Origin of the sequence: Streptomyces sp. NPDC048612 (assembly GCF_043199295.1) — a bacterium.
In the GTDB taxonomy this organism is placed as follows: domain Bacteria; phylum Actinomycetota; class Actinomycetes; order Streptomycetales; family Streptomycetaceae; genus Streptomyces.
Map to the genome: position 1 here is coordinate 15,056 of NZ_JBICVV010000034.1, position 18,943 is coordinate 33,998.

Here is an 18,943-nt window from a genome sequence, read left to right on the forward strand (position 1 = left end):
GCCCATGGACACCTTCGCGCTCGTCGTGACCATTGCGGTCGCGCTCGGATTCACCTACACCAACGGCTTCCACGACTCCGCCAACGCCATCGCGACCTCGGTCTCGACGCGGGCGCTGACCCCGCGGGCGGCGCTGGCGATGGCCGCGGTGATGAACCTCGCCGGTGCCTTCCTGGGCAGCGGGGTCGCCAAGACCGTCAGTGAGGGGCTGATCTCCACTCCCCACGGCAGCAAGGGGATGGGCATTCTCTTCGCCGCGCTGCTCGGCGCGGTGGTCTGGAACCTCGTCACCTGGTACTTCGGCCTGCCGTCGTCGTCCTCGCACGCCCTCTTCGGCGGCATGGTCGGTGCGGCCCTCGCCGGCGGCACCACCGTGATCTGGTCCGGGGTGGTTGAGAAGGTCGTCCTGCCGATGTTCATCTCGCCCGTCATCGGCCTGGTGCTCGGCTTCCTGGTGATGGTCGTCATCCTCTGGATATTCCGGAAGGCCAACCCGCACAAGGCCAAGCGCGGCTTCCGGATAGCCCAGACGGTGTCCGCGGCCGGCATGGCGCTCGGCCACGGCCTGCAGGACGCCCAGAAGACCATGGGCATCGTGGTGATGGCCCTGGTCATCGCCGATGTCGAGGACCAGAACGCGGCCATCCCGCTGTGGGTGAAGCTGGCCTGTGCCATCACCCTCTCGCTGGGTACGTACGCGGGCGGCTGGCGCATCATGCGCACCCTGGGCCGCCGGATCATCGAGCTGGACCCGCCGCAGGGCTTCGCCGCGGAGACCACGGCCGCCTCGGTCATGTACACCGCCTCGTTCATGTTCCACGCGCCCATCTCCACCACCCATGTCATCACCTCCGCGATCATGGGTGTCGGCTCGACCAAGGGCACCCGCGCGGTGCGCTGGGGCGTCGCCAAGAACATCGTGATGGGCTGGTTCATCACCATGCCGGCCGCCGCGCTGGTCGCGGCGGGCGCGTACTGGATCGTGGAGCTGGCCTTCGGCTGACCCCGCCGCGCCGCGCGTACGGCAGCCGGCGAGCACGGCAAATGGGCCCGCCCCCCGGGAAGTGGGGGCGGGCCCTTCGTCGTGCGGTGGCACCGCCATGCAGCACCGCAGGACGCCGGTGGGGCGGCCCGGCCGCCGTGGGCCGGGCCGCGCGTGCCGCTCAGCCGAAGCGGCCGGAGATGTAGTCCTCCGTGGCCTGGACCGAGGGGTTGGAGAAGATCCGCTCGGTCTCGTCGATCTCGACCAGCTTGCCGGGCTGCCCGACGGCGGCGAGGTTGAAGAACGCCGTACGGTCCGAGACGCGCGCGGCCTGCTGCATGTTGTGCGTCACGATGACGATCGTGAAGCGCTCCTTCAGCTCGCCGATCAGGTCCTCGATGGCGAGGGTGGAGATCGGGTCGAGCGCCGAGCAGGGCTCGTCCATCAGCAGCACCTGCGGCTCGACGGCGATGGCGCGGGCGATGCACAGTCGCTGCTGCTGGCCGCCGGAGAGGCCGGAGCCGGGCTTGTTCAGCCGGTCCTTGACCTCGTTCCAGAGGTTGGCGCCCTTGAGGGACCGCTCGACGATGTCCTTGAGCTCGCTCTTCTTGTACGAGCCGTTCAGCCGCAGACCGGCCGCGACATTGTCGAAGATCGACATCGTGGGGAACGGGTTGGGGCGCTGGAAGACCATGCCGACGGTGCGGCGCACGGCGACCGGGTCGACCCCGGAGCCGTAGAGGTTCTCGTCGTCCAGCATCACCTTGCCCTCGACGCGGCCCCCGGGGGTGACCTCGTGCATCCGGTTCAGGGTGCGCAGGAACGTCGACTTGCCGCAGCCGGACGGGCCGATGAAGGCCGTCACGGAGCGCGGCTCGACGGTCATCGAGATGTCGTCGATCGCCTTGTGGCTGCCGTAGTACGCGGAGAGGCCGCTGACGTCGATTCGCTTGGCCATGGAAATCACTGCTTCTTTCGTGGTGTCGGCTCGGGTCAGCGGCCGGTTTTGGGGGCCTTCCAGCGGGCGATGCCGCGGGCCACCAGGTTGAGGATCATGACGAAGGCGATGAGGACCAGTGCCGCGGCCCAGGCGCGGTCGTACGAGGCCTCGGAACCCTGCTGCCACTGCTGGAAAACGTAGAGCGGCAGCGACTGCTGGGCGTCCTCGAAGGGGTTGTTGTTGATGGTCTTGGCGCCCCACACCAGGAGCAGCACGGGCGCCGTCTCCCCGGTGATCCGGGCGATGGCGAGCATCACGCCGGTGGTGATGCCGCCGATCGAGGTGGGCAGCACGACCTTGAGGATGGTGCGCCACTTGGGGACGCCGAGGGCCAGCGAGGCCTCGCGCAGCTCGTTCGGGACGAGCTTGAGCATCTCCTCGGTGGAGCGGACCACGACCGGCATCATCAGGATCGCCAGCGCCATCGCGCCGGCGAAGCCGGACGGGCCGAAGCCGAGGATCAGAATCCACACGGAGAGGATGAACAGGCCGGCCACGATCGACGGGATGCCGGTCATCACGTCGACGAAGAAGGTGACGGCCTTGGCAAGCCGGCCGCGGCCGTACTCGACGAGGTAGATCGCGGTGAGCAGACCGATCGGCGCGGCGATCAGGGTGGCCAGGCCGACCTGCTCCAGGGTGCCGATGATCGCGTGGTAGATACCGCCGCCGGGCAGCGCGTCCGGGGTGGTGCCCATCGAGTGCTGCAGGAAGTAGACGTCCAGGACCCTGGTGCCGCGGCTGACGGTCTCCCACAGGAGGGAGGCCAGCGGGATGACGGCGGTCAGGAAGGCGAACCAGACCAGGCTGGTGGCCAGCCGGTCCTTGGCCTGCCGGGCGCCCTCGACGGCCGCGGACAGCACGAAGCCGCCGAGGACGAAGAGCACAGCGGCGATCAGGCCCCACTGGACCGTGCTGTCCAGGCCGGCGCCCAGTCCGATGCCGCAGCCGGCGCCGGCCGCGACCAGCGCGAGGACCGGCGGGGTCCAGCGCGGCAGCCGGGCCTGCTTGAGGGAGACCGGAAGCGGGCTGCCGCCGTTGGAGACCGCGGGGCGGTCGGTCGTGATACTCATGCGGCGGCTCCCGAGTACTCCTTGCGACGGGCGATGATCAGGCGGGCCGCGCCGTTGACGAGCAGCGTGATCACGAAGAGGACGAGACCGGAGGCGATCAGGGCGTCCTGGCCGAACTGGTCGGCCTCGCTGAACTTGCTGGCGATGTTCTGGGCGAAGGTGCCGCCGCCCGGGTCCAGCAGGCTGGCGTTGATGAGGAAGCTGGGCGAGAGGACCGTGGCGACGGCCATCGTCTCGCCCAGGGCGCGGCCCAGGCCCAGCATGGAGGCGCTGATGATCCCGGAGCGGCCGAAGGGGAGCACCGACGTCCGGATGACTTCCCATCGGGTGGCGCCGAGGGCCAGCGCGGCTTCCTCGTGCATCTTCGGGACCTGGAGGAACACCTCGCGGCTGACGCTGGTCACGATCGGCAGGATCATGATCGCGAGCAGGATGCCGACGGTGAACAGCGAACGGGCCGCCCCGCCGCCGTACTCGAAGACGCCGGTCCAGCCGAGGTAGTCGTCCAGCCAGGTGTAGAGGCCGGACAGATGTGGCACGAGGAAGAGCGCGCCCCACAGGCCGTAGATGATGCTGGGCACCGCGGCGAGCAGGTCGATGACGTAGCCGAGCACGGAGGACAGCTTGCGCGGGGCGTAGTGCGAGATGAACAGCGCGATGCCGACCGCGACCGGGACCGCGATGGCCATCGCGACCACGGAGCTGACGACGGTGCCGAAGGCGAGCACCGCGATGCCGAACTTCGGCTCCGCTCCGCTCGCGTTCCAGTCCATCGTGGTGAAGAAGTTGGCCTTGTCGCCGGAGAGGGCGAGCACGGACCGGTAGGTGAGGAAGACCGCGATGGCGGCCATGATCACCAGGAGGGCGATACCGGAGCCCCGGGAGAGCCCGAGGAAGATCCGGTCACCGGGGCGGACCGCCTTGCCCGATATGGCCGAGGGGCCGTCGTGGGGTGGCGGTGGGGTGTCGAGTGTCGAGGAGGCTGTGTTCATGGGTTCTCCGGTCTGCGGAGCCGGGTGGGGCTCCTGGCGCGGCGGTGCACCGGACGGGCGGCGGCCCGAAGGGGGCCCTGGTGAAGGGGCCCCCTTTGTGTGGACCGTACGGCGGTTCATGGGCCGCCGCCCGGTAGGTCAGGAGATCTTGGCGACGGTCGCGCGGACCTTGTCGGCGATCTCGGTGGGCAGCGGGGCGTAGCCGAGCTGCTTGAGGGCGCTCTGGCCGTCCTTGCTGGCGATGTAAGTCAGGAAGGACTTGGTGGCGGGCAGCGTCTCGGCCTTGTTGCCCTTGTCGCAGGCGATCTCGTACGTCACCAGGGTGATCGGGTAGGCACCCTCGGCCTTGGTGGTGTAGTTGAGGTCCAGGGCCAGGTCATCGCCCTTGCCGACCTGCTTGGCCTCGGAGATGGCCTTGGAGGCGTTGTCGACGGTGGCCTCGACCGGCTCCTTGGCGCCGGTGTCCAGCTTCGCCGTCGCGATCTTGCCGGCCGTGGCGTACGACAGCTCGAAGTAGGAGATCGCGCCGCTGGTCTGCTTGACCTGCGAGGAGACACCGGCCGAGCCGGAGGCCGCCTGGCCGCCCTCGCCCTCCCACTTCTTCGCCGGCTCGTGCTTCCAGTCGCCGGCGGCCTTGAGGTACTTGGTGAAGTTGTCGGTGGTGCCCGAGTCGTCGGAGCGGTGGAACGGCTGGATCTTGAGGTCCGGGAGCTTCGCGCCCGGGTTCAGCTTCTTGATCGCCGGGTCGTTCCACTTCTTGATCTCCGAGTTGAAGATCTTCGACAGCGTCTTGGCGTCCAGCACCAGGTCCTCGACGCCGGGGACGTTGTAGCCGACCGCGACCGGGCCGCCGACCATCGGCAGGTCGATGGCCTTGCCGCCCTTGCAGACCTGCTTCGACTTGGTGACCTCGTCGGGCTTGAGGGCGGAGTCGGAGCCGGCGAAGGCGGTCTGGCCCTGGAGGAAGGTGGTGACACCGGCGCCGGAGCCCGTGGGCTGGTAGTTGATCTCGGTGCCCTTGCAGGCGCCCGAGTAGTTCTGCACCCAGACGTCCATGGCGTTCTTCTGCGCGGACGAGCCGGAGGCAAGCAGCTTGCCCTTGCCGTCGCACTTGATGTTGGACGGCTTGGCGGCGGCACCGCCACCGGCGCTGGTGTCGTCGGAGCCGCACGCGGACAGGGCCAGGGCACCGGAGACGGCGAGAGCGCCAACGGCGAGGGCGCGAACCCGGTTCTTGCGCTGAAGCTTCACTGTCGAGAGTTCCTTCCTGGGGCGCGCCGCTTCGTCGGCGTGCGGGATGAGGGCATTGGCGGTCGCGGTCGTGCGAGGCCAGCTATCCGTGTCGCGCTTGCGCTGAGGGCAGGACGCGCACTCGGTACGGCTGAAATTAGGTAGATCAGGTGAAGCGGCCGATGGAGCGGAGTGAACGCAGGGTGAACCTCGGCCATCGGCTGGGTGCGGGGGGATAACTGCTCACCGACTGGTGCGAAACGGCCCGTCACCCTGTTGAATTACCAGTCGGTATGGCAGCATCCGCGCCTGAGAGAAGGCGAATCGGCGCGGAACGACCGGAGGTGGCTGGTGGGGAGCCAGGGGGCACAGCAGGGCGTTCGGGACGTACGGGGCATGCGGGGGTCACGCGGGGTGAGGGGCGGCCGGCTGGTGGCGTGCACCGCCGTCGTGCTGTGCGTCACGGGGCTGCTCGGCGGCACGGCGACGGCCGCCTACGCCGATGACCCGAAGAACCCCGCGGCCGACGCACGGCGGGCCGGGGAGGCGGCGGCCGCCGCGGACGCCGACGCCCGCCGTCTCGACGACATCCGCAAGAAGATCGAGGGCCTCTACCGCAAGGCCGAGCAGGCCACCGACGCCTACAATGCAGCCGAGGAGCAGGTCGAACTCCAGCAGAAGGAGATCGTCCGGCTGGCGCGCAGCATCGACAGCACCCAGCGCAAGCTGACCGCCCTCAAGCGGCAGGCGGGTTCACTGGCCAGTGCCCAGTACCGCGGCGGCGGGCTGCCCTCCGAGGCGAAGCTCATGCTCGACGCCGACCCGGAGGGCTTTCTCGACAATGCCACCCTGGCCCGCAAGGGGCAGCTGGCCGCCAAGCGCGTGATACACCAACTCGCGCTCCTGAAGGGTGACTTGGAGCGGTATTCGGACTCCGCGACGGACCGCTGGGAGCAGCTGGAGGCGCACCGCAAGAAGAAGGAAAGCGCCCGTCGGGACATCAAGAAAAAGATCGACGAGGCAAAGCAGCTGGAATCCCGGCTGGCCGTCAAGGAAAAGGACCGGCTGAAGAAGCTGGAGGACGAGCAGGCCTTCAAGCGGCAGCAGAAGTGGCTCGACTCCGGCGTGCTGAATGACATCAGCAACAAAGCGTCGGCGGCCGGCAAGAAGGCGATTTCCTTCGCCACCGCCCAGCTCGGCAAGGATTACGTGTGGGGCGCCGAGGGGCCGGACACCTTCGACTGCTCCGGGCTGACGCTGCGGGCCTGGCAGGCCGGTGGCCACACGATTCCGCGCACCTCGCAGGAGCAGTGGCGGCAGCTGCCCCGGGTCGCCCTGAAGGATATGCGGCCGGGCGATCTGATCATTTATTTCTCGGACGCCAGCCATGTCGGGATGTACCTCGGTAATGGCGCACTTGTGCACGCACCGCGCCCCGGCCGGCAGGTGACGATCACCGGCGCCGGATCGATGCCGATCCTCGGTGTCGTACGCCCCGATCGCGCGGGCGGACGGTGATGGCGCGCATCACACGGACGGATAACGACCGGATTGCTTGCTGTCTGAGGGTTGTCGTGGCGTAGCTGAATGCACTCAAGCGGGGTGATGTTCGTCATTCCGCATTCCGCCCTCCCCAGGTCAAATGGCTTATCGGCCCCGGCATATGACGATGGCCGATTGCCGCCGGGCATTCCATACCTCTCCGTACTGACGCTATGGTCGCCTGTCAGTGCCCGGTGTACGCCTCACTCATTTGACCGACGAGCCAAGAGGGAGCCGGGCACGGTGGTGCGCCGGTCGGTGCCCATTGCGCCCCTCGGGGGGAGGGAAGGAAGCAGATCGATGCCCGTACCCGTACCGCACCAGCGGACGGTCGTGCTGCCGCACCAGGCAGGACCGGCGGACGACGCCTGCGCGGACACCGCGCGGGTCGCCGACGCGCCGGGCGCGGGAGACGCGGCGGCCCGGAGCACCGGTGCCGGCCAGGAGCCGGCCGAGGAGCGAGTTCCGGCCGACCGTGGCCCCCTGCACCAGGGCCTGACCCTGCTCCTCATCGGCGAGAACCCCAACAGCCATGTCCCCGAGATGTGGGACTGGGCCGGCCGCAAGGTGCGCCTGCGGACCGCCCGCAACCTCACCGAGGCCGAGCGGCTGCTCACCGACGACGTGCACTGCATCCTGCTCGACCTGCCCCCGGCGCAGCGCACCGCCGACCGTGACACCGACGGGACCGGCGCGCCCGGCGACGAGCTGGGCATGCTGCGTGACGTGCTGCGCATGGCGACCTCGCACGCCGTCCTCGTGCTCACCTCCGAGACGGACGCCGAGCGCGCCGCCGACGCCGTGCGCGTCGGCGCCCAGGACTACCTCTTCCGCGACGAGCTGGACGGCGCGGTCCTCAGCCGCGCGGTCCGCTACGCCGTGGAGCGCAAACGCGCCGACCTCGCCCAGCGCCAGCTGACCGAGTCGCGGATGCTCGCCCAGGAGAACGCCCGCCTGGAGCGCGGCCTGCTGCCCACGCCGCTGCTCGACGGCTCCGACCTCCGCTTCGCCGCCTGCTACCGCCCCGGCCGCAGCCGCGCGCTGCTCGGCGGCGACTTCTACGACACCGTCCGCACCCCGGACGGCACCGTGCACGCGATGATCGGCGACGTCTGCGGCCACGGCCCCGACGAGGCCGCCCTCGGCGTCGAGCTGCGGATCGCCTGGCGCGCGCTGACCTTCGCCGGGCTCTGCGGCGACGAGCTGCTCGCCACCCTCCAGAAGGTGCTGGAGCACGAGCGCGCCGACGACGAGATCTTCGCGACGCTGTGCACCGTCGACATCTCCGCGGACGGCCGCCGCGCCGGGCTGTGCCTGGCCGGCCACCCCGCACCGCTGCTGGCCCGGGCCGGCGAGCGCCCCGCGCTGCTGCCGTACGAGTTCGGCGGCCCGGCGCTGGGCCTGCTCCCGCACGCCCGCTGGCCGCGCCGGCAGGTCGAGCTGGGCGGCTCCTGGAGCCTGATGATGTACACCGACGGCCTGATCGAGGGCCGCATCGGCCAGGGCAACCAGCGCCTCGGCCAGGAAGGCATGACCGAGCTGGTCAGCCGGCAGATGGCGGCGGGTCTCAGCGGGGAGGAGCTGCTGGAGGCGTCGGTCCGGGAGGCCCGCGATCTGAACGGCGGCGAGCTGACGGACGACGTCGCCGTGCTGCTGCTGGACCGGCGGTAACGGAGCCGCGGGCCTCGGGGGGGGCGGGGGAGCCCCGTGCGGGTCAGCGCCCGCCGTTGTAGGGCCCGTACGGCCCGTCCGAGCTGGAGCCGCCGCGGCGCGGGCCGCGGCCGCCACCGGTGACCCCGCGGAGCGCGGGCCGGACGTCAACGGTGTAGACGATCACCGCGATCATGCCGATGACCGGCAGGAACGACATGATCGGCAGAATGAACAGCAGCGCCGTGGCCAGGGCGAGGAAGATCAGCCACATGCCCTTGGTCTGCTTGCTCGCGGCACGGTAGGCGTCCTCACGCCGCACCGCCGCATCGATCAGCATCACCGCGGCATAGACGCCCAGGGCGAGCTGCACCCAGCTCAGAACGCTCTGGAACCCGTAAATCAGCACGCCTTGCACCGCCCGTTCGCCCGTTGTGTCGTCTCGGTCCCTGCCGCGGCCGTCAGCCGCCCGTGCGGCCCCACCGTACCCGGACAACGGGCCGGGCACCTGAAGTGTGCCCGGCCCGTGCGGTCAATCGGCGCCCCTGGCGCCCTATGAGCGAGCTCACAGCCCGCCTACCTCCGGCGTTCCGCGGTCACTTGGCGGACGGCGGGGTGCTCTTCTTCGCCGGGGCCGGCGCCGGCTTGCGCTGCGCCACCGGCTTCTTCGGCGCGGCCGGCTTGGGCTGCGTCGACGGGGTGGCCTTGGTCTCCGCCTTGGTCCCGTTGGTGGCCTGGGGCTTCGCGCCGCTCTTGGCGGCCGGCTTCTGCGCCGGCTTCTGGGCGGGCTTGCGCACCGGCTCCGGCTCGATCGCCACCGCGAGGTCCTCGACCTGGTCGGCGGCCTCGCCACGCCAGGTCGCCACGGCGCCCCGGCCGCGCTCGGCCAGCTCCTCGTAGCCCTCACGGGCCCGGACGACGGCCTCGGCGGCCCGGCCCACGCCCTGCAGCGCCAGCTCCTGGGCCTGGTCACGGACCTTCTTGATGTCGCCGTCCAGCGACCCCAGCAGCTCGGAGAGCTTCTCCTGCGCGTCCTTGGCCTGCTTGCTGACCAGGGCCTGGACGTCCTTGGGGTCGGTGCTGCGGACGGAGTCGAAGCGCTTGGGCGCCTCGCTCCGGATCTTCTCGACGAACTGCGGGACCTCGCCGAGCTTCTCGGCAGCCAGGTCGACGGTGCCGGCCAGGGCGTACAGCGGGGTCGCGTCGGTCAGGGCCTTGCGGAGGTCATCGGTGTTGATGGCCATGACGTTGTTCCTCCTGGAAACGAAATCGGTTGCTCAGGTGGCGTGCGGGCCGCCGTCGGCCTCTGTCTCGAGGGAGTCCGTGCCGCGCCCGTCCTCGTGTCCGCTCGCAGCGGCGTCCTTGCCGCCGTTCCCGAGCCCGTTCTCCTTGCGGAAGGACTCGTAGATCTGCAGCAGGACCTGCTTCTGCCGCTCGTTCAGCGCCGGGTCGGTGAGTATCGCGGTCTGCACCTCGACCCCGTCCAGACCCTGCCGCTCGTCCAGAATCCCGGCCTGGACATACAGCGTCTCCGCGGATATCCGCAGCGCCTTGGCGAGCTGCTGCAGGATCTCCGCGCTCGGCTTGCGCAAGCCGCGCTCGATCTGGCTGAGGTACGGGTTGGACACCCCGGCGGCATCCGCGAGCTGCCGGAGGCTCAGCTGCGCGGTGCGCCGCTGCTCCCGCAGGAACTCGCCGAGATTGCCGACGTTGAGTGATGCCATGCCTCGATGGTGCCTCGGAGTGCTAACTATTGCAAGCAAGCGCTAGCAATAGTGCGCCGGCCGGGTGGGGCGAGGCCGCTCACCCTGGCGGAAAAGCACCGGGCACACCCCCGGCGCGGGCAACCCTGAAGCATGCGCCCGGACGACTGGTACCTCACCGAAGACCCCGACGACTTCCTCGCCCGCGCCGGAGACTTCCTGCGCTCGCGCCCCGACCTGCACACCATGCCGCTGACGGTGCTGGAGAAACTGCGCACCGACGGGGCGGACGCGTACGGCGCCGGAGCCACCGTCCTCGGCCGGCTGGAGCGGGCGGGCACGGTCCACGCCGCCTTCCACCACCTTCCGTCCCGCGGCCTGAGCGTCACCGCGCTCACCCCCGAGCACGCCGACACCCTCGCCGCCCACCTGGCCGCCCTCGGACACGTCCTCCCCTACGTCAGCGCGGACCACGACACCGCCACGGCCTTCGCCGAGGCCTGGCAGCGCCACACCGGGGCGGAGCCGGTGCTCAGCAAGCGGATTCGTCTGTACCGTCTCGGCACGCTCACCCCGCAGGAGCCGGCCCCGGAGGGCCGGGGCCGCGTCGCGGGCGGGCCGGACCACGAGCACATCGTGCGCTGGTGCGGCGAGTTCACCGACACCGTCGGAGAGATCCCCGCCGTGGACGCCGGCTCCTGGGCCGGCTCCCGCTTCGCCGACAAGCACTTCACGTTCTGGGAGACCCCGGACGGCACTCCCGTCTCCATGGCGGCCGTGACCTCGATGATCGCCGGCATGGTCCGGGTGGACCCCGTCTACACCCCGGCGCGCCTCCGGGGGCGCGGCTACGCGGGCGCCGTGACGGTCGAGGTGAGCCGGGCCGCGCTGGCCGCGGGTGCGACGGACGTCGTGCTGTTCGCCGACCCCGCCAACGCCACCAGCAACGCCCTCTACCAGCGCCTCGGTTACGTCCCCGTCACCGACTTCGCCGTGTACGACTTCTGAGGGCAGGGGCGTAGCCCGCTTCCGTGGCACCGCAAGGCCCACCGCGCGCCGCCGCTTCGGGAGGAGAGGGCCGTCCGTCCACAGCGGACGGCAAAAAACAAAGGCAAGGAGGTCAACGACTCCTTGCCACTCTCAAGGTATAGCTCACAGGGGGCCTTGCGGCAAGGCCCCCTGCATGCCGCAGAATCGCCCGCCGAAGCAAGGACCTGCGGAAATGGGGGTTGTGATGATCGATGTGATCGTCGTCGGCGGGGGACCGACCGGCTTGATGCTCGCCGCCGAGCTGCGGCTGGCCGGAGTCCAGGTGGTCGTCCTGGAGAAGCTCACCGAGCCGACCGGGGAGTCCCGCGGGCAGGGCCTGCACGCACGCAGCGTCGAGATGATGGACCAGCGCGGCCTGCTGGACCGGTTCCTCGCGGTCAGTGAGAAGTTCCGGGTCGGCGGTCTCTTCGGCGGCATCATGAAGCCGTGGCCGGAGCGGCTGGACACGGCGCACCCGTACGGTCTCGCCACCCCGCAGCCGGTCACGGAGCGGCTGCTCAACGAGCGCGCCCTCGAACTCGGTGCCGAGATCCGGCGCGGCTGCGAGGTGGCCGGACTGAGCCAGGACGAGGACGGGGTGACCGTCGAGACCACGGACGGCACGCGCATGCGTGCGCGCTACCTGGTCGGCTGCGACGGCGGCCGCAGCACGGTGCGCAAGCGGCTCGGCGTCGCCTTCCCCGGTGAACCCGCCACGGTCGAGACGCTGCTGGGCGAGATGGAGGTGGCCGAGGACCCGGAGACCGTCGCCGCCGTCGTCGAGGAGGTCCGCAAGACCCAACTGCGGTTCGGTGTCGCCCCCGTGAAAAACGGCGTGAGCCGCGTCATCGTGCCCGCCGCGGGGGTGTCCGAGGACCGTGCGGCCCCGACCCTCGACGAGTTCAGGCAGCAGCTGCGGGCCTACGCGGGCACCGACTTCGGTGTGCACTCGCCGCGCTGGCTCTCCCGGTTCGGTGACGCCACCCGGCAGGCCGAGCGCTACCGGGTCGGCCGGGTCCTGCTGGCCGGCGACGCGGCGCACATCCACCCGCCTACGGGCGGGCAGGGGCTCAACCTCGGTATCCAGGACGCGTTCAACCTCGGCTGGAAGCTGGCCGCAGAGGTCAACGGCTGGGCACCGGACGGGCTGCTGGACAGCTACCAGACCGAACGGCACCCGGTGGGCGCCCGCGTACTGGAGAACACCCGGGCGCAGATCACACTGCTGGGCTCCGAACCGGGGCCGACGGCACTGCGGGGGCTGCTCACGAAGCTGATGGACTTCGAGGAGGTGAACCGGTACGTCACCGAGATGATCACCGCGGTCGGGGTCCGCTACGACCTCGGCGAGGGCCATGACCTGCTCGGTCGCCGGCTGCGGGACGTGCAGCTGAAGCGGGGGCGCCTCTACGAGCTGCTGCACGGCGGCCGCGGCCTGCTGCTCGACCGCACCGGGCTGCTCTCGGTGGCGGGCTGGGAGGACCGGATCGACCACATCGTCGACGGGAGCGGGGAACTGGACGTGCCCGCGGTCCTGTTGCGCCCGGACGGTCATGTGGCGTGGGCCGGTGAGGCGCAGGAGGATCTGCTCGGCCCGCTGCGGAGGTGGTTCGGGGCGGCGGCCGGCTGAGTAGGGGCGGGCGGGGCCGACGAGGGCGAGAGGGGCGCGCCGGGGAGGCGGTATGGCCGCCGGGGTGGGGCGCTCACCAAGGCGCTCGCTATTGGGGCCTACTCCTTGAGCCAGAAGCTGACGCCGTCGAGCCAGGCGTCGAGCAGCGGCACCTCACCGGTGATCTCGATGGCGTTGCGCCTGCTGCTGCTGCCGCCGCTGCCGCTGCCGTTGTGGCTGTCGCCGTCCCGGCCGTTCCCGTCGCCCGTCCCGGCGTCGTGTGTGGAGCGGCGGCCGTAGAGGAGCAGCAGGAGTTCGGCCAGCGGGGCGCGTACCGCGACCGTGGCCGGGGCGGGCGTGCGGCTCCAGGTGAGGGTGTCGCCGCCGAGGCCGATCAGCCAGTCCGGGGCGGTCTCCGGGGCGGCGTCGGTGGCGTGGAAGTGGAGGGTGCGACCGCCGGACATCACCCCGCGCAGCCCCGGCGTGGTCGCGAAGACCTGCGGCAGGCAGGCGAAGTCCATCCACTCGTCGAGGGCGTCGACGGCGACGTCCCGGTCGACGCCGAAGCCCGGAGCGCGGCCGCCGCTCACGGCGGGAGCACCGGTGGCGGTGGCCGGGCCAGGGGCGCCGGCCGCACCGGAGACGGTGCACGCACCGCGCGACCCGGCCGCGGCCACCGTGAACAGCGCGTCGGCGCGGTGGATGACCGTCTCGTGCACCATACGGCGGGCCCAGAACGCCGGCGTCCCACCGGGAGCCACGGTCCACACCCGCGCGTCGGGGCCCGCTGCCCGCAGTGTGTCCGCCAGTTGCCCGGCGCCTTCGGCGAGCCAGGCGTCGAGCGCGGCGAGGTCCTGGCCCGCGGCGCCGGAGACCTCGTTGACGAGTTCCTCGGAGACCGGCCCCGCCGCCCGGGTCCGTACGATCGTCTCCGCCCAGCGATGCGCCCCGCCCAGATGCCACAGCAGCTGGCCGAGGTTCCAGCCGGGGCAGGTGGGCACCGGCGCCGCCAGGTCGGCGCCCACGACGCATGCTCTCAACAGCTCGGTCTGAGCGGCGATTTCGGCACAGTGACGGGCATAGCTCAGCGAAGGCATGCCGCCACGGTAGAGCGCCGCCGGGCCGGGACCCAGCGCATTTTCCCGGCCCGGACCCAGCGCATTCTCCCGGCCCGGCGGCGGCTCGGCTTCCCGGCCCGGCGGGGGCTCGGCACCTACCGCGCTGCTGCCCTGCTCACCGCCCGTCTGCCGGCCGGGCCCCGATGATGACCGTGGCGTACAGCTCCTCGGACTCGGCCACCCTGGGGAGCAGCCCCTCGCGGGCGAAGGCCTCGACCGCCCGCTGCGCCTGCCGTTCGCTCGTCTCGACCAGCAGATGTCCTCCTGGCGCCAGCCATCGCGGCGCCGCCGCGGTCACCCGTCGCAGCACGTCGAGCCCGTCCGCACCGCCGTCCAGCGCCACCAGCGGTTCGTACTCACGTGCCTCGGGCGGCAGCAGCCCGACCTCTTCGCTCGGTACATAGGGAACGTTGGCCACCAGGACGTCGATACGGCCCCGGAGCCCAGTAGGCAGCGCGTCGAACAGGTCGCCCTCGTGGACCTCACCCCCGGCGGGAGTGACATTGCGGCGGGCGCAGCGCACCGCGGCGGGCTCGATGTCCGCCGCGTACAGCTCGACCGGGTCCAGGGCGGCGGCCAGCACGGCGCCCACCGCGCCCGATCCGCAGCACAGGTCGACGGCGACCGGGGGCCGCCCGGTGCGGTCGGCGGCCCGGCGTCCGAGGCCGACGGCCTGGCCGACGAGGAACTCGGTACGGCGGCGCGGCACGAAGACGCCGGGATCGACGGTGACCCGCAGGCCGCAGAACTCGGCCCAGCCGACGACCTGTTCCAGGGGCAGGCCGATGACGCGCCGCTCCACCATGGCGGCGAGTTCGTCCGCCGTGCGTGCGGTGGAGAGGAGCAGCTCCGCCTCGTCCTCGGCGAAGACACAGCCGGCGGCGCGCAGCGCGGAGATGACGGTGGAGCGGGAGTGCGGGGCGGCGAGCGGCGCCGCGAGGGGTGGGGAGAGGGGCGATGGGTGGGACCGCATCGGAGATGACGACATGTGAGCCTTTCGGGGCGCCGAGCGCGCTTCCCGGGTCACGTGTGCCGGACGGTCACCTGCATCGGGCGGACCGCACGGGCGTGAGCCGGGAGCACCTGCCTGGTCTGGCGGGGAATCGGTCTCACCTCCTCGGTCCGTCCACTTCTGGGGGCGCCACACTACCTGACCTGGCCCTCGACGCGCAGGCGGACGTGGTGCGGACGGCAGGCGACTCCCCATCAACCCTCAATGGCTGGAAAGTACTTGTCAGATTGGAAAGTACTTGGCACGCTGAATGAAGGACGTCGGGGGGCGGCTCGGAACGCCCGAGTGCGACGCACGGACCGGTACGCGAGCCGGGCGGCGCGGGGCGTGACTCCACGACTCCCGAAGGGGAACGGCGGCGCCGGACGAACCGGCGGCGACGGAGCATCAGTCAGGGGGGACTGGCATGACGGAGTGCGCCTCACGGGACGCGGCGGCCGCACTGGCCCGGGTGAAGGAGCTGGGCTCGACAGTGCGGAACGGCACGAAGTGGTACGTCTGGTATCAGGTGATCTTCGGCTGCGCGGCCGCGGTCATGGTGCTGTGCATCGGCCTGCTGGGCCGGCCTCACGGGGTGGCGATCGGCACCGGCTCCTGGGTCGCCGTCGTCGTGGCACTGTCGGTCTACGCATCCCGGCAGCGCGTGTCCCGCCGCGGATTCGGGCGGTGGCACGCCGGTCTGATCACGGCATGGGCGGTGCTCTACCTCGCGGTGCTGCTGCCCGGCGTCTTCTGGTTCGAGGGTGCCGTGTCGTGGTGGGTGCCCGGCGCAGTGGTGGTGGCCCTTCCCGGGCTGATAGGCGGATATGTGGAGGCGCGACGGTGACCGAATCGCGTCACGGGGCACATCCGCGTCATGAGCTGGACGAGGTGATCCACGCCCCGGTCCGCTTCTCCATCGTGGCGACCCTGGCAGCCGCCGACAAGGCCGAGTTCGCCTTCGTCCGCGATACCGTCGAGGTGAGCGACTCGGTCCTGTCCCGGCAGGTCACCACCCTGGAGAAGGCCGGCTATGTCGCCGTCACCAAGGGATACGTCGGCAAGCGCCCACGAACCTGGCTCGCCCTGACGCCCGGCGGCCGCGCCGCCTTCACCGCACACTGCCAGGCGCTACGGGCCATAGCGGGAGAGGCCGCTGACGGTGTCTGACGGCAGTCGACGGCAGCGGACGGAGGGTGCGGCTACTGAGGGCGGGCGCATCGGGGCGAGCGCGCCGCGAGGAACCTGTCGGCCCACCGCCCCGATGAATCCCCACTGATGGCTTGTTGACTTGGAGAGCGCTCCAACTCATACCGTCCGGGACGGGGTTCCGCGACCGGCCGTCCTGCGGATACCCGACTCGGGGCAGCTCAGGGCTCAGTGGTTCGCGGCCGGGACCAGAGCGCTGGGCTCAGCTTCCGGGGCCCCGATCCATCCGCCGTACGTCCGAGAGGTGGCAGCAGCCATGACCACGACGAGCAACCCGACGAACACCCGGGCGCGGGTCCCGGCCGAGATCCCGACGCGTCACCTCGGTGACCTGGAGGTTTCCGCGCAGGGCCTCGGCTGCATGGGCATGAGCCACGGCTACGGCGAGTCCGACGACGCGCAGTCGGCCGCGACCATCAATCACGCGCTCGACCTCGGCGTCAGCCTCCTGGACACCTCCGACTTCTACGGAGCGGGACACAACGAGGAGCTGATCGGCCGGGCCATCGCCGGCCGGCGGGACGAGGTGGTGCTGGCGACGAAGTTCGGATTCGCCAACCGACTCGGTGAGCCGACCGCGATCCGGGGCGACGCCGCCTATGTACGCGAGGCCTGCGAGGCCTCGCTGCGCCGCCTCGGGGTCGACCACATCGACCTCTACTACCAGCACCGCGTCGACCCCGAGGTGCCGATCGAGGAGACCGTCGGTGCGATGGCCGAGCTTGTCACGGCCGGCAAGGTGCGCCACCTCGGCCTGTCCGAGGCGAGTGCGGCGACCCTCCGCCGGGCCCACGCGGTGCATCCGATCGCCGCGCTGCAGAGCGAGTGGTCGCTGTGGACCCGCGGTCTGGAGGACAAGATCGCGCCGGTGTGCCGTGAACTCGGCATCGGCCTGGTGCCGTTCAGCCCGCTCGGGCGCGGATTCCTGACCGGGCGCTACACCTCGGTGGAGGGCCTGCCGGAGTCCGACGTACGCCGCAGCCAGCCACGCTTCGCCGACGGCAACCTGGAGCAGAACCTCGCCATCGTGGAGAAGCTCGACGAACTCGCCGCCGAGAAGGGCGTCAGCGCCGGACAGCTCGCCCTGGCCTCGGTGCAGCACCGCGGCGCCGATGTCGTACCGATCCCCGGCACCCGGCGCCAGAAGTATCTGGAGGAGAACCTCGGCGCCCTCGCCATCGAGCTGACTCCCGAGGAACTCACCGCGATCGACGCCGCCGCCCCCGCGGCCCGAATAGCCGGAACGCGCTACGACGCGGCCAACATGACGTTCATCGAGGGGTGACGGGGCCCGGGCGTCGCCGGGTGCCGGGTAACGGGTGACGAGGGGGAGGAGGGCCAGGGGCCCGGCCCCGGAGCCGGAAGCCGGAGCCGTGCGATGGTGTGGTTCAGGGTCACGGCCATCAAGCGCTCCCGGGGGCGTTGAGGGTGCCGTGCAGCAGTACGGCGATGAGTTCGTCGGGTGTGAGCGGCGCATCGGCGTCCGGCACCGGGGTCTGGAGCCGGGTGAAGAGCAGGCTCAGAAAGGCGGCGGCGACCTTCTCGGGGCTCAGGCGGAAGGCAGCCCGGTCGGGTTCGATCAGCTCGACGACGGCGTTGCGCAGGGCGGCCACGGACTGCGCCCGGCTGTCCGCCGGCGGAGGCGCCTCACCGTCCCCGGGGGCGTCCGGCCCGACACCGGCACCAGGGCCGCGTGCCCGGCGGCGGTGCCCCGAGGCGTGGAGGGCGCGGACGACCGTGCCCATGCGCTCCACATGGGCGCGCAGTGCCTCGGCGGCCTGGGCCAGCCGGTCGGCGAGCGGTTCGTCCAGCGAGACCGAGGCGAGTTCGCGCCGCACATGGTCGGTGTCGACCGCCTCGGCGACGCAGGCGTCCAGCACCTCGTCCTTGTCCTTGAAGGCCCGGAAGATCGTGGCTTCCCCGATACCGGCGGCGCGGGCGATCCGGCTGGTGGTGACGGCCGCGCCGTACTCCGCCACGAGCGGCAGCGCGGCGGCCACGATCATGGCCCGCCGCTCCTCGACGCTCATGCCGGGGGCGCGCTTGCGGGAGGTGGGTGGCGTCATGCCTCCATGGTGCGGAGTGAGTACTCACTCCGCACCATGGAGACGCGCCTTCCCGCGCCACTCCTTAGACTTCTTGCAGCGCGACAGGCTTCTTGCAGTACGACAAGGCCGGTCCCGACGGCCGCTGTTCCCGGGCCGTCGCCCGTACGGAAGGACGGCGCGCCATGGACTGGAAGCTCGAACTGGTGCCGGTTCCGGTCACCGATGTGGAACGGGCGAAGCGCTTCTACAGCGAGCAGGTGGGCTTCGCCGTCGATCACGACATGCGCATCGGCGACGAGGCGCGCATCGTGCAGCTGACGCCGCCGGGGTCGGGCTGCTCGATCGTGATCGGCGCGGGCAGCGGCGTCACGGAGGTACGGCCCGGTTCGCTGCAGGGGCTCCAACTGGTGGTCTCCGACATCGAGGCGGCCCGTGCGCAACTGGTCGAGCGGGGCGTTCCGGCCGGCCCCGTGCAGCATGTCGAGGACGGCACGATGGCCGACGGCCCCGGCGGGGCATGGAACTCGTTCGTCTACTTCACCGACCCCGACGGCAACGGCTGGGCACTCCAGGAGCGACCTTCGGCGGGCTGAGGCGATGGGCGGCGCTCGGCGAGTCCGATCGCGCGGCGGGCGGGGTCGCTGCCACGGGCCACGATGCCCCGCGCCCCACGTGCCGACCGCCCCGGCGACTGGCGGCGACCGGTGGACCCGGCTGACTCGGCGGACCGGGCCGAGTCGGCGGGGGTGGGTGGGCTCACGCGATCT

At 71.2% G+C, this 18,943-nt stretch carries 19 protein-coding genes; 9 read left to right on the plus strand and 10 right to left on the minus strand.

The window, feature by feature from the left end; translation table 11 throughout:
- Window positions 1–4 precede the first annotated feature (4 nt).
- Complete coding sequence (locus tag ACGFN2_RS33265) at window positions 5–1,003, plus strand: inorganic phosphate transporter (protein ID WP_362611288.1); 999 nt, start codon at window positions 5–7, stop codon at window positions 1,001–1,003.
- A 160-nt stretch (window positions 1,004–1,163) separates the two neighbouring features.
- On the opposite strand, the gene pstB is transcribed toward ACGFN2_RS33265, so the two are convergent.
- The 4 genes from pstB to pstS all read right to left on the minus strand — a co-directional run bounded on the left by pstB (window position 1,164) and on the right by pstS (window position 5,298).
- Window positions 1,164–1,940 (minus strand): phosphate ABC transporter ATP-binding protein PstB, encoded by a 777-nt coding sequence (gene pstB, locus ACGFN2_RS33270; RefSeq protein ID WP_093484528.1) that lies wholly within the window; start codon window positions 1,938–1,940, stop codon window positions 1,164–1,166.
- A 35-nt stretch (window positions 1,941–1,975) separates the two neighbouring features.
- A complete protein-coding gene (gene pstA / locus ACGFN2_RS33275) occupies window positions 1,976–3,055 on the minus strand; it encodes a phosphate ABC transporter permease PstA (RefSeq protein WP_393366498.1) in 1,080 nt (359 codons plus the stop codon).
- Window positions 3,052–4,047 carry a phosphate ABC transporter permease subunit PstC gene (gene pstC, locus ACGFN2_RS33280; RefSeq protein WP_362611284.1) on the minus strand — a complete coding sequence of 332 codons (996 nt, stop codon included), beginning with the start codon at window positions 4,045–4,047 and terminating at the stop codon, window positions 3,052–3,054. Before pstC ends, pstA begins: the two co-directional genes overlap by 4 nt.
- A gap of 138 nt (window positions 4,048–4,185) precedes the next feature.
- The gene (gene pstS / locus ACGFN2_RS33285; protein WP_362611282.1) at window positions 4,186–5,298 is read right to left on the minus strand and encodes a phosphate ABC transporter substrate-binding protein PstS; all 1,113 of its coding nucleotides are present in this window, start codon (window positions 5,296–5,298) and stop codon (window positions 4,186–4,188) included.
- 411 nt (window positions 5,299–5,709) lie between these two features.
- Here pstS and ACGFN2_RS33290 point away from each other — a divergent pair, with 411 nt between their 5' ends.
- The gene (locus tag ACGFN2_RS33290; protein ID WP_362611279.1) at window positions 5,710–6,795 is read left to right on the plus strand and encodes an NlpC/P60 family protein; all 1,086 of its coding nucleotides are present in this window, start codon (window positions 5,710–5,712) and stop codon (window positions 6,793–6,795) included.
- Between the two features lie 324 nt (window positions 6,796–7,119).
- Window positions 7,120–8,490: a SpoIIE family protein phosphatase gene (locus tag ACGFN2_RS33295; RefSeq protein ID WP_362611277.1), complete on the plus strand. Its 1,371-nt coding sequence runs from the start codon at window positions 7,120–7,122 to the stop codon at window positions 8,488–8,490.
- A 43-nt stretch (window positions 8,491–8,533) separates the two neighbouring features.
- Here the strand turns inward: ACGFN2_RS33295 and ACGFN2_RS33300 are convergent, their stop codons facing one another.
- The 3 genes from ACGFN2_RS33300 to ACGFN2_RS33310 form a co-directional block, all read right to left on the minus strand.
- Window positions 8,534–8,878: a DUF2516 family protein gene (locus tag ACGFN2_RS33300; protein ID WP_362611274.1), complete on the minus strand. Its 345-nt coding sequence runs from the start codon at window positions 8,876–8,878 to the stop codon at window positions 8,534–8,536.
- Window positions 8,879–9,065: 187 nt separating this feature from the next.
- Complete coding sequence (locus ACGFN2_RS33305) at window positions 9,066–9,713, minus strand: hypothetical protein (protein ID WP_362611272.1); 648 nt, start codon at window positions 9,711–9,713, stop codon at window positions 9,066–9,068.
- Window positions 9,714–9,746: 33 nt separating this feature from the next.
- On the minus strand, window positions 9,747–10,193 hold the full coding sequence (locus ACGFN2_RS33310; RefSeq protein ID WP_362611269.1) for a helix-turn-helix transcriptional regulator: 447 nt from the start codon (window positions 10,191–10,193) through the stop codon (window positions 9,747–9,749).
- 132 nt (window positions 10,194–10,325) lie between these two features.
- On the opposite strand from ACGFN2_RS33310, the gene ACGFN2_RS33315 reads away from it, so the two are divergent.
- Together ACGFN2_RS33315 and rox are read left to right on the plus strand one after the other, a co-directional pair.
- On the plus strand, window positions 10,326–11,180 hold the full coding sequence (locus tag ACGFN2_RS33315) for a GNAT family N-acetyltransferase (protein ID WP_393366502.1): 855 nt from the start codon (window positions 10,326–10,328) through the stop codon (window positions 11,178–11,180).
- A 226-nt stretch (window positions 11,181–11,406) separates the two neighbouring features.
- Window positions 11,407–12,831: a rifampin monooxygenase gene (rox, locus tag ACGFN2_RS33320; protein ID WP_393366548.1), complete on the plus strand. Its 1,425-nt coding sequence runs from the start codon at window positions 11,407–11,409 to the stop codon at window positions 12,829–12,831.
- A 98-nt stretch (window positions 12,832–12,929) separates the two neighbouring features.
- Here rox and ACGFN2_RS33325 read toward each other — a convergent pair whose 3' ends face one another.
- A complete protein-coding gene (locus ACGFN2_RS33325) occupies window positions 12,930–13,907 on the minus strand; it encodes a maleylpyruvate isomerase N-terminal domain-containing protein (RefSeq protein ID WP_393366504.1) in 978 nt (325 codons plus the stop codon).
- 136 nt (window positions 13,908–14,043) lie between these two features.
- Window positions 14,044–14,901, minus strand: a complete 858-nt coding sequence (locus tag ACGFN2_RS33330) for a putative protein N(5)-glutamine methyltransferase (protein ID WP_393366506.1) — start codon at window positions 14,899–14,901, stop codon at window positions 14,044–14,046.
- Window positions 14,902–15,346: 445 nt separating this feature from the next.
- On the opposite strand from ACGFN2_RS33330, the gene ACGFN2_RS33335 reads away from it, so the two are divergent.
- From ACGFN2_RS33335 to ACGFN2_RS33345, 3 genes are all read left to right on the plus strand, one after another.
- On the plus strand, window positions 15,347–15,766 hold the full coding sequence (locus tag ACGFN2_RS33335) for a hypothetical protein (protein WP_393366508.1): 420 nt from the start codon (window positions 15,347–15,349) through the stop codon (window positions 15,764–15,766).
- The gene (locus ACGFN2_RS33340; protein WP_393366510.1) at window positions 15,763–16,089 is read left to right on the plus strand and encodes a winged helix-turn-helix domain-containing protein; all 327 of its coding nucleotides are present in this window, start codon (window positions 15,763–15,765) and stop codon (window positions 16,087–16,089) included. Before ACGFN2_RS33335 ends, ACGFN2_RS33340 begins: the two co-directional genes overlap by 4 nt.
- Window positions 16,090–16,384: 295 nt before the next feature.
- Complete coding sequence (locus ACGFN2_RS33345) at window positions 16,385–17,413, plus strand: aldo/keto reductase (protein WP_393366512.1); 1,029 nt, start codon at window positions 16,385–16,387, stop codon at window positions 17,411–17,413.
- Between the two features lie 118 nt (window positions 17,414–17,531).
- Here the strand turns inward: ACGFN2_RS33345 and ACGFN2_RS33350 are convergent, their stop codons facing one another.
- Entirely contained in the window at window positions 17,532–18,134 is a 603-nt protein-coding gene (locus ACGFN2_RS33350) for a TetR/AcrR family transcriptional regulator (protein ID WP_393366550.1), read from the minus strand.
- A 224-nt stretch (window positions 18,135–18,358) separates the two neighbouring features.
- On the opposite strand from ACGFN2_RS33350, the gene ACGFN2_RS33355 reads away from it, so the two are divergent.
- Complete coding sequence (locus ACGFN2_RS33355; protein WP_362611254.1) at window positions 18,359–18,769, plus strand: VOC family protein; 411 nt, start codon at window positions 18,359–18,361, stop codon at window positions 18,767–18,769.
- The last annotated feature ends 174 nt before the right edge of the window (window positions 18,770–18,943 follow it).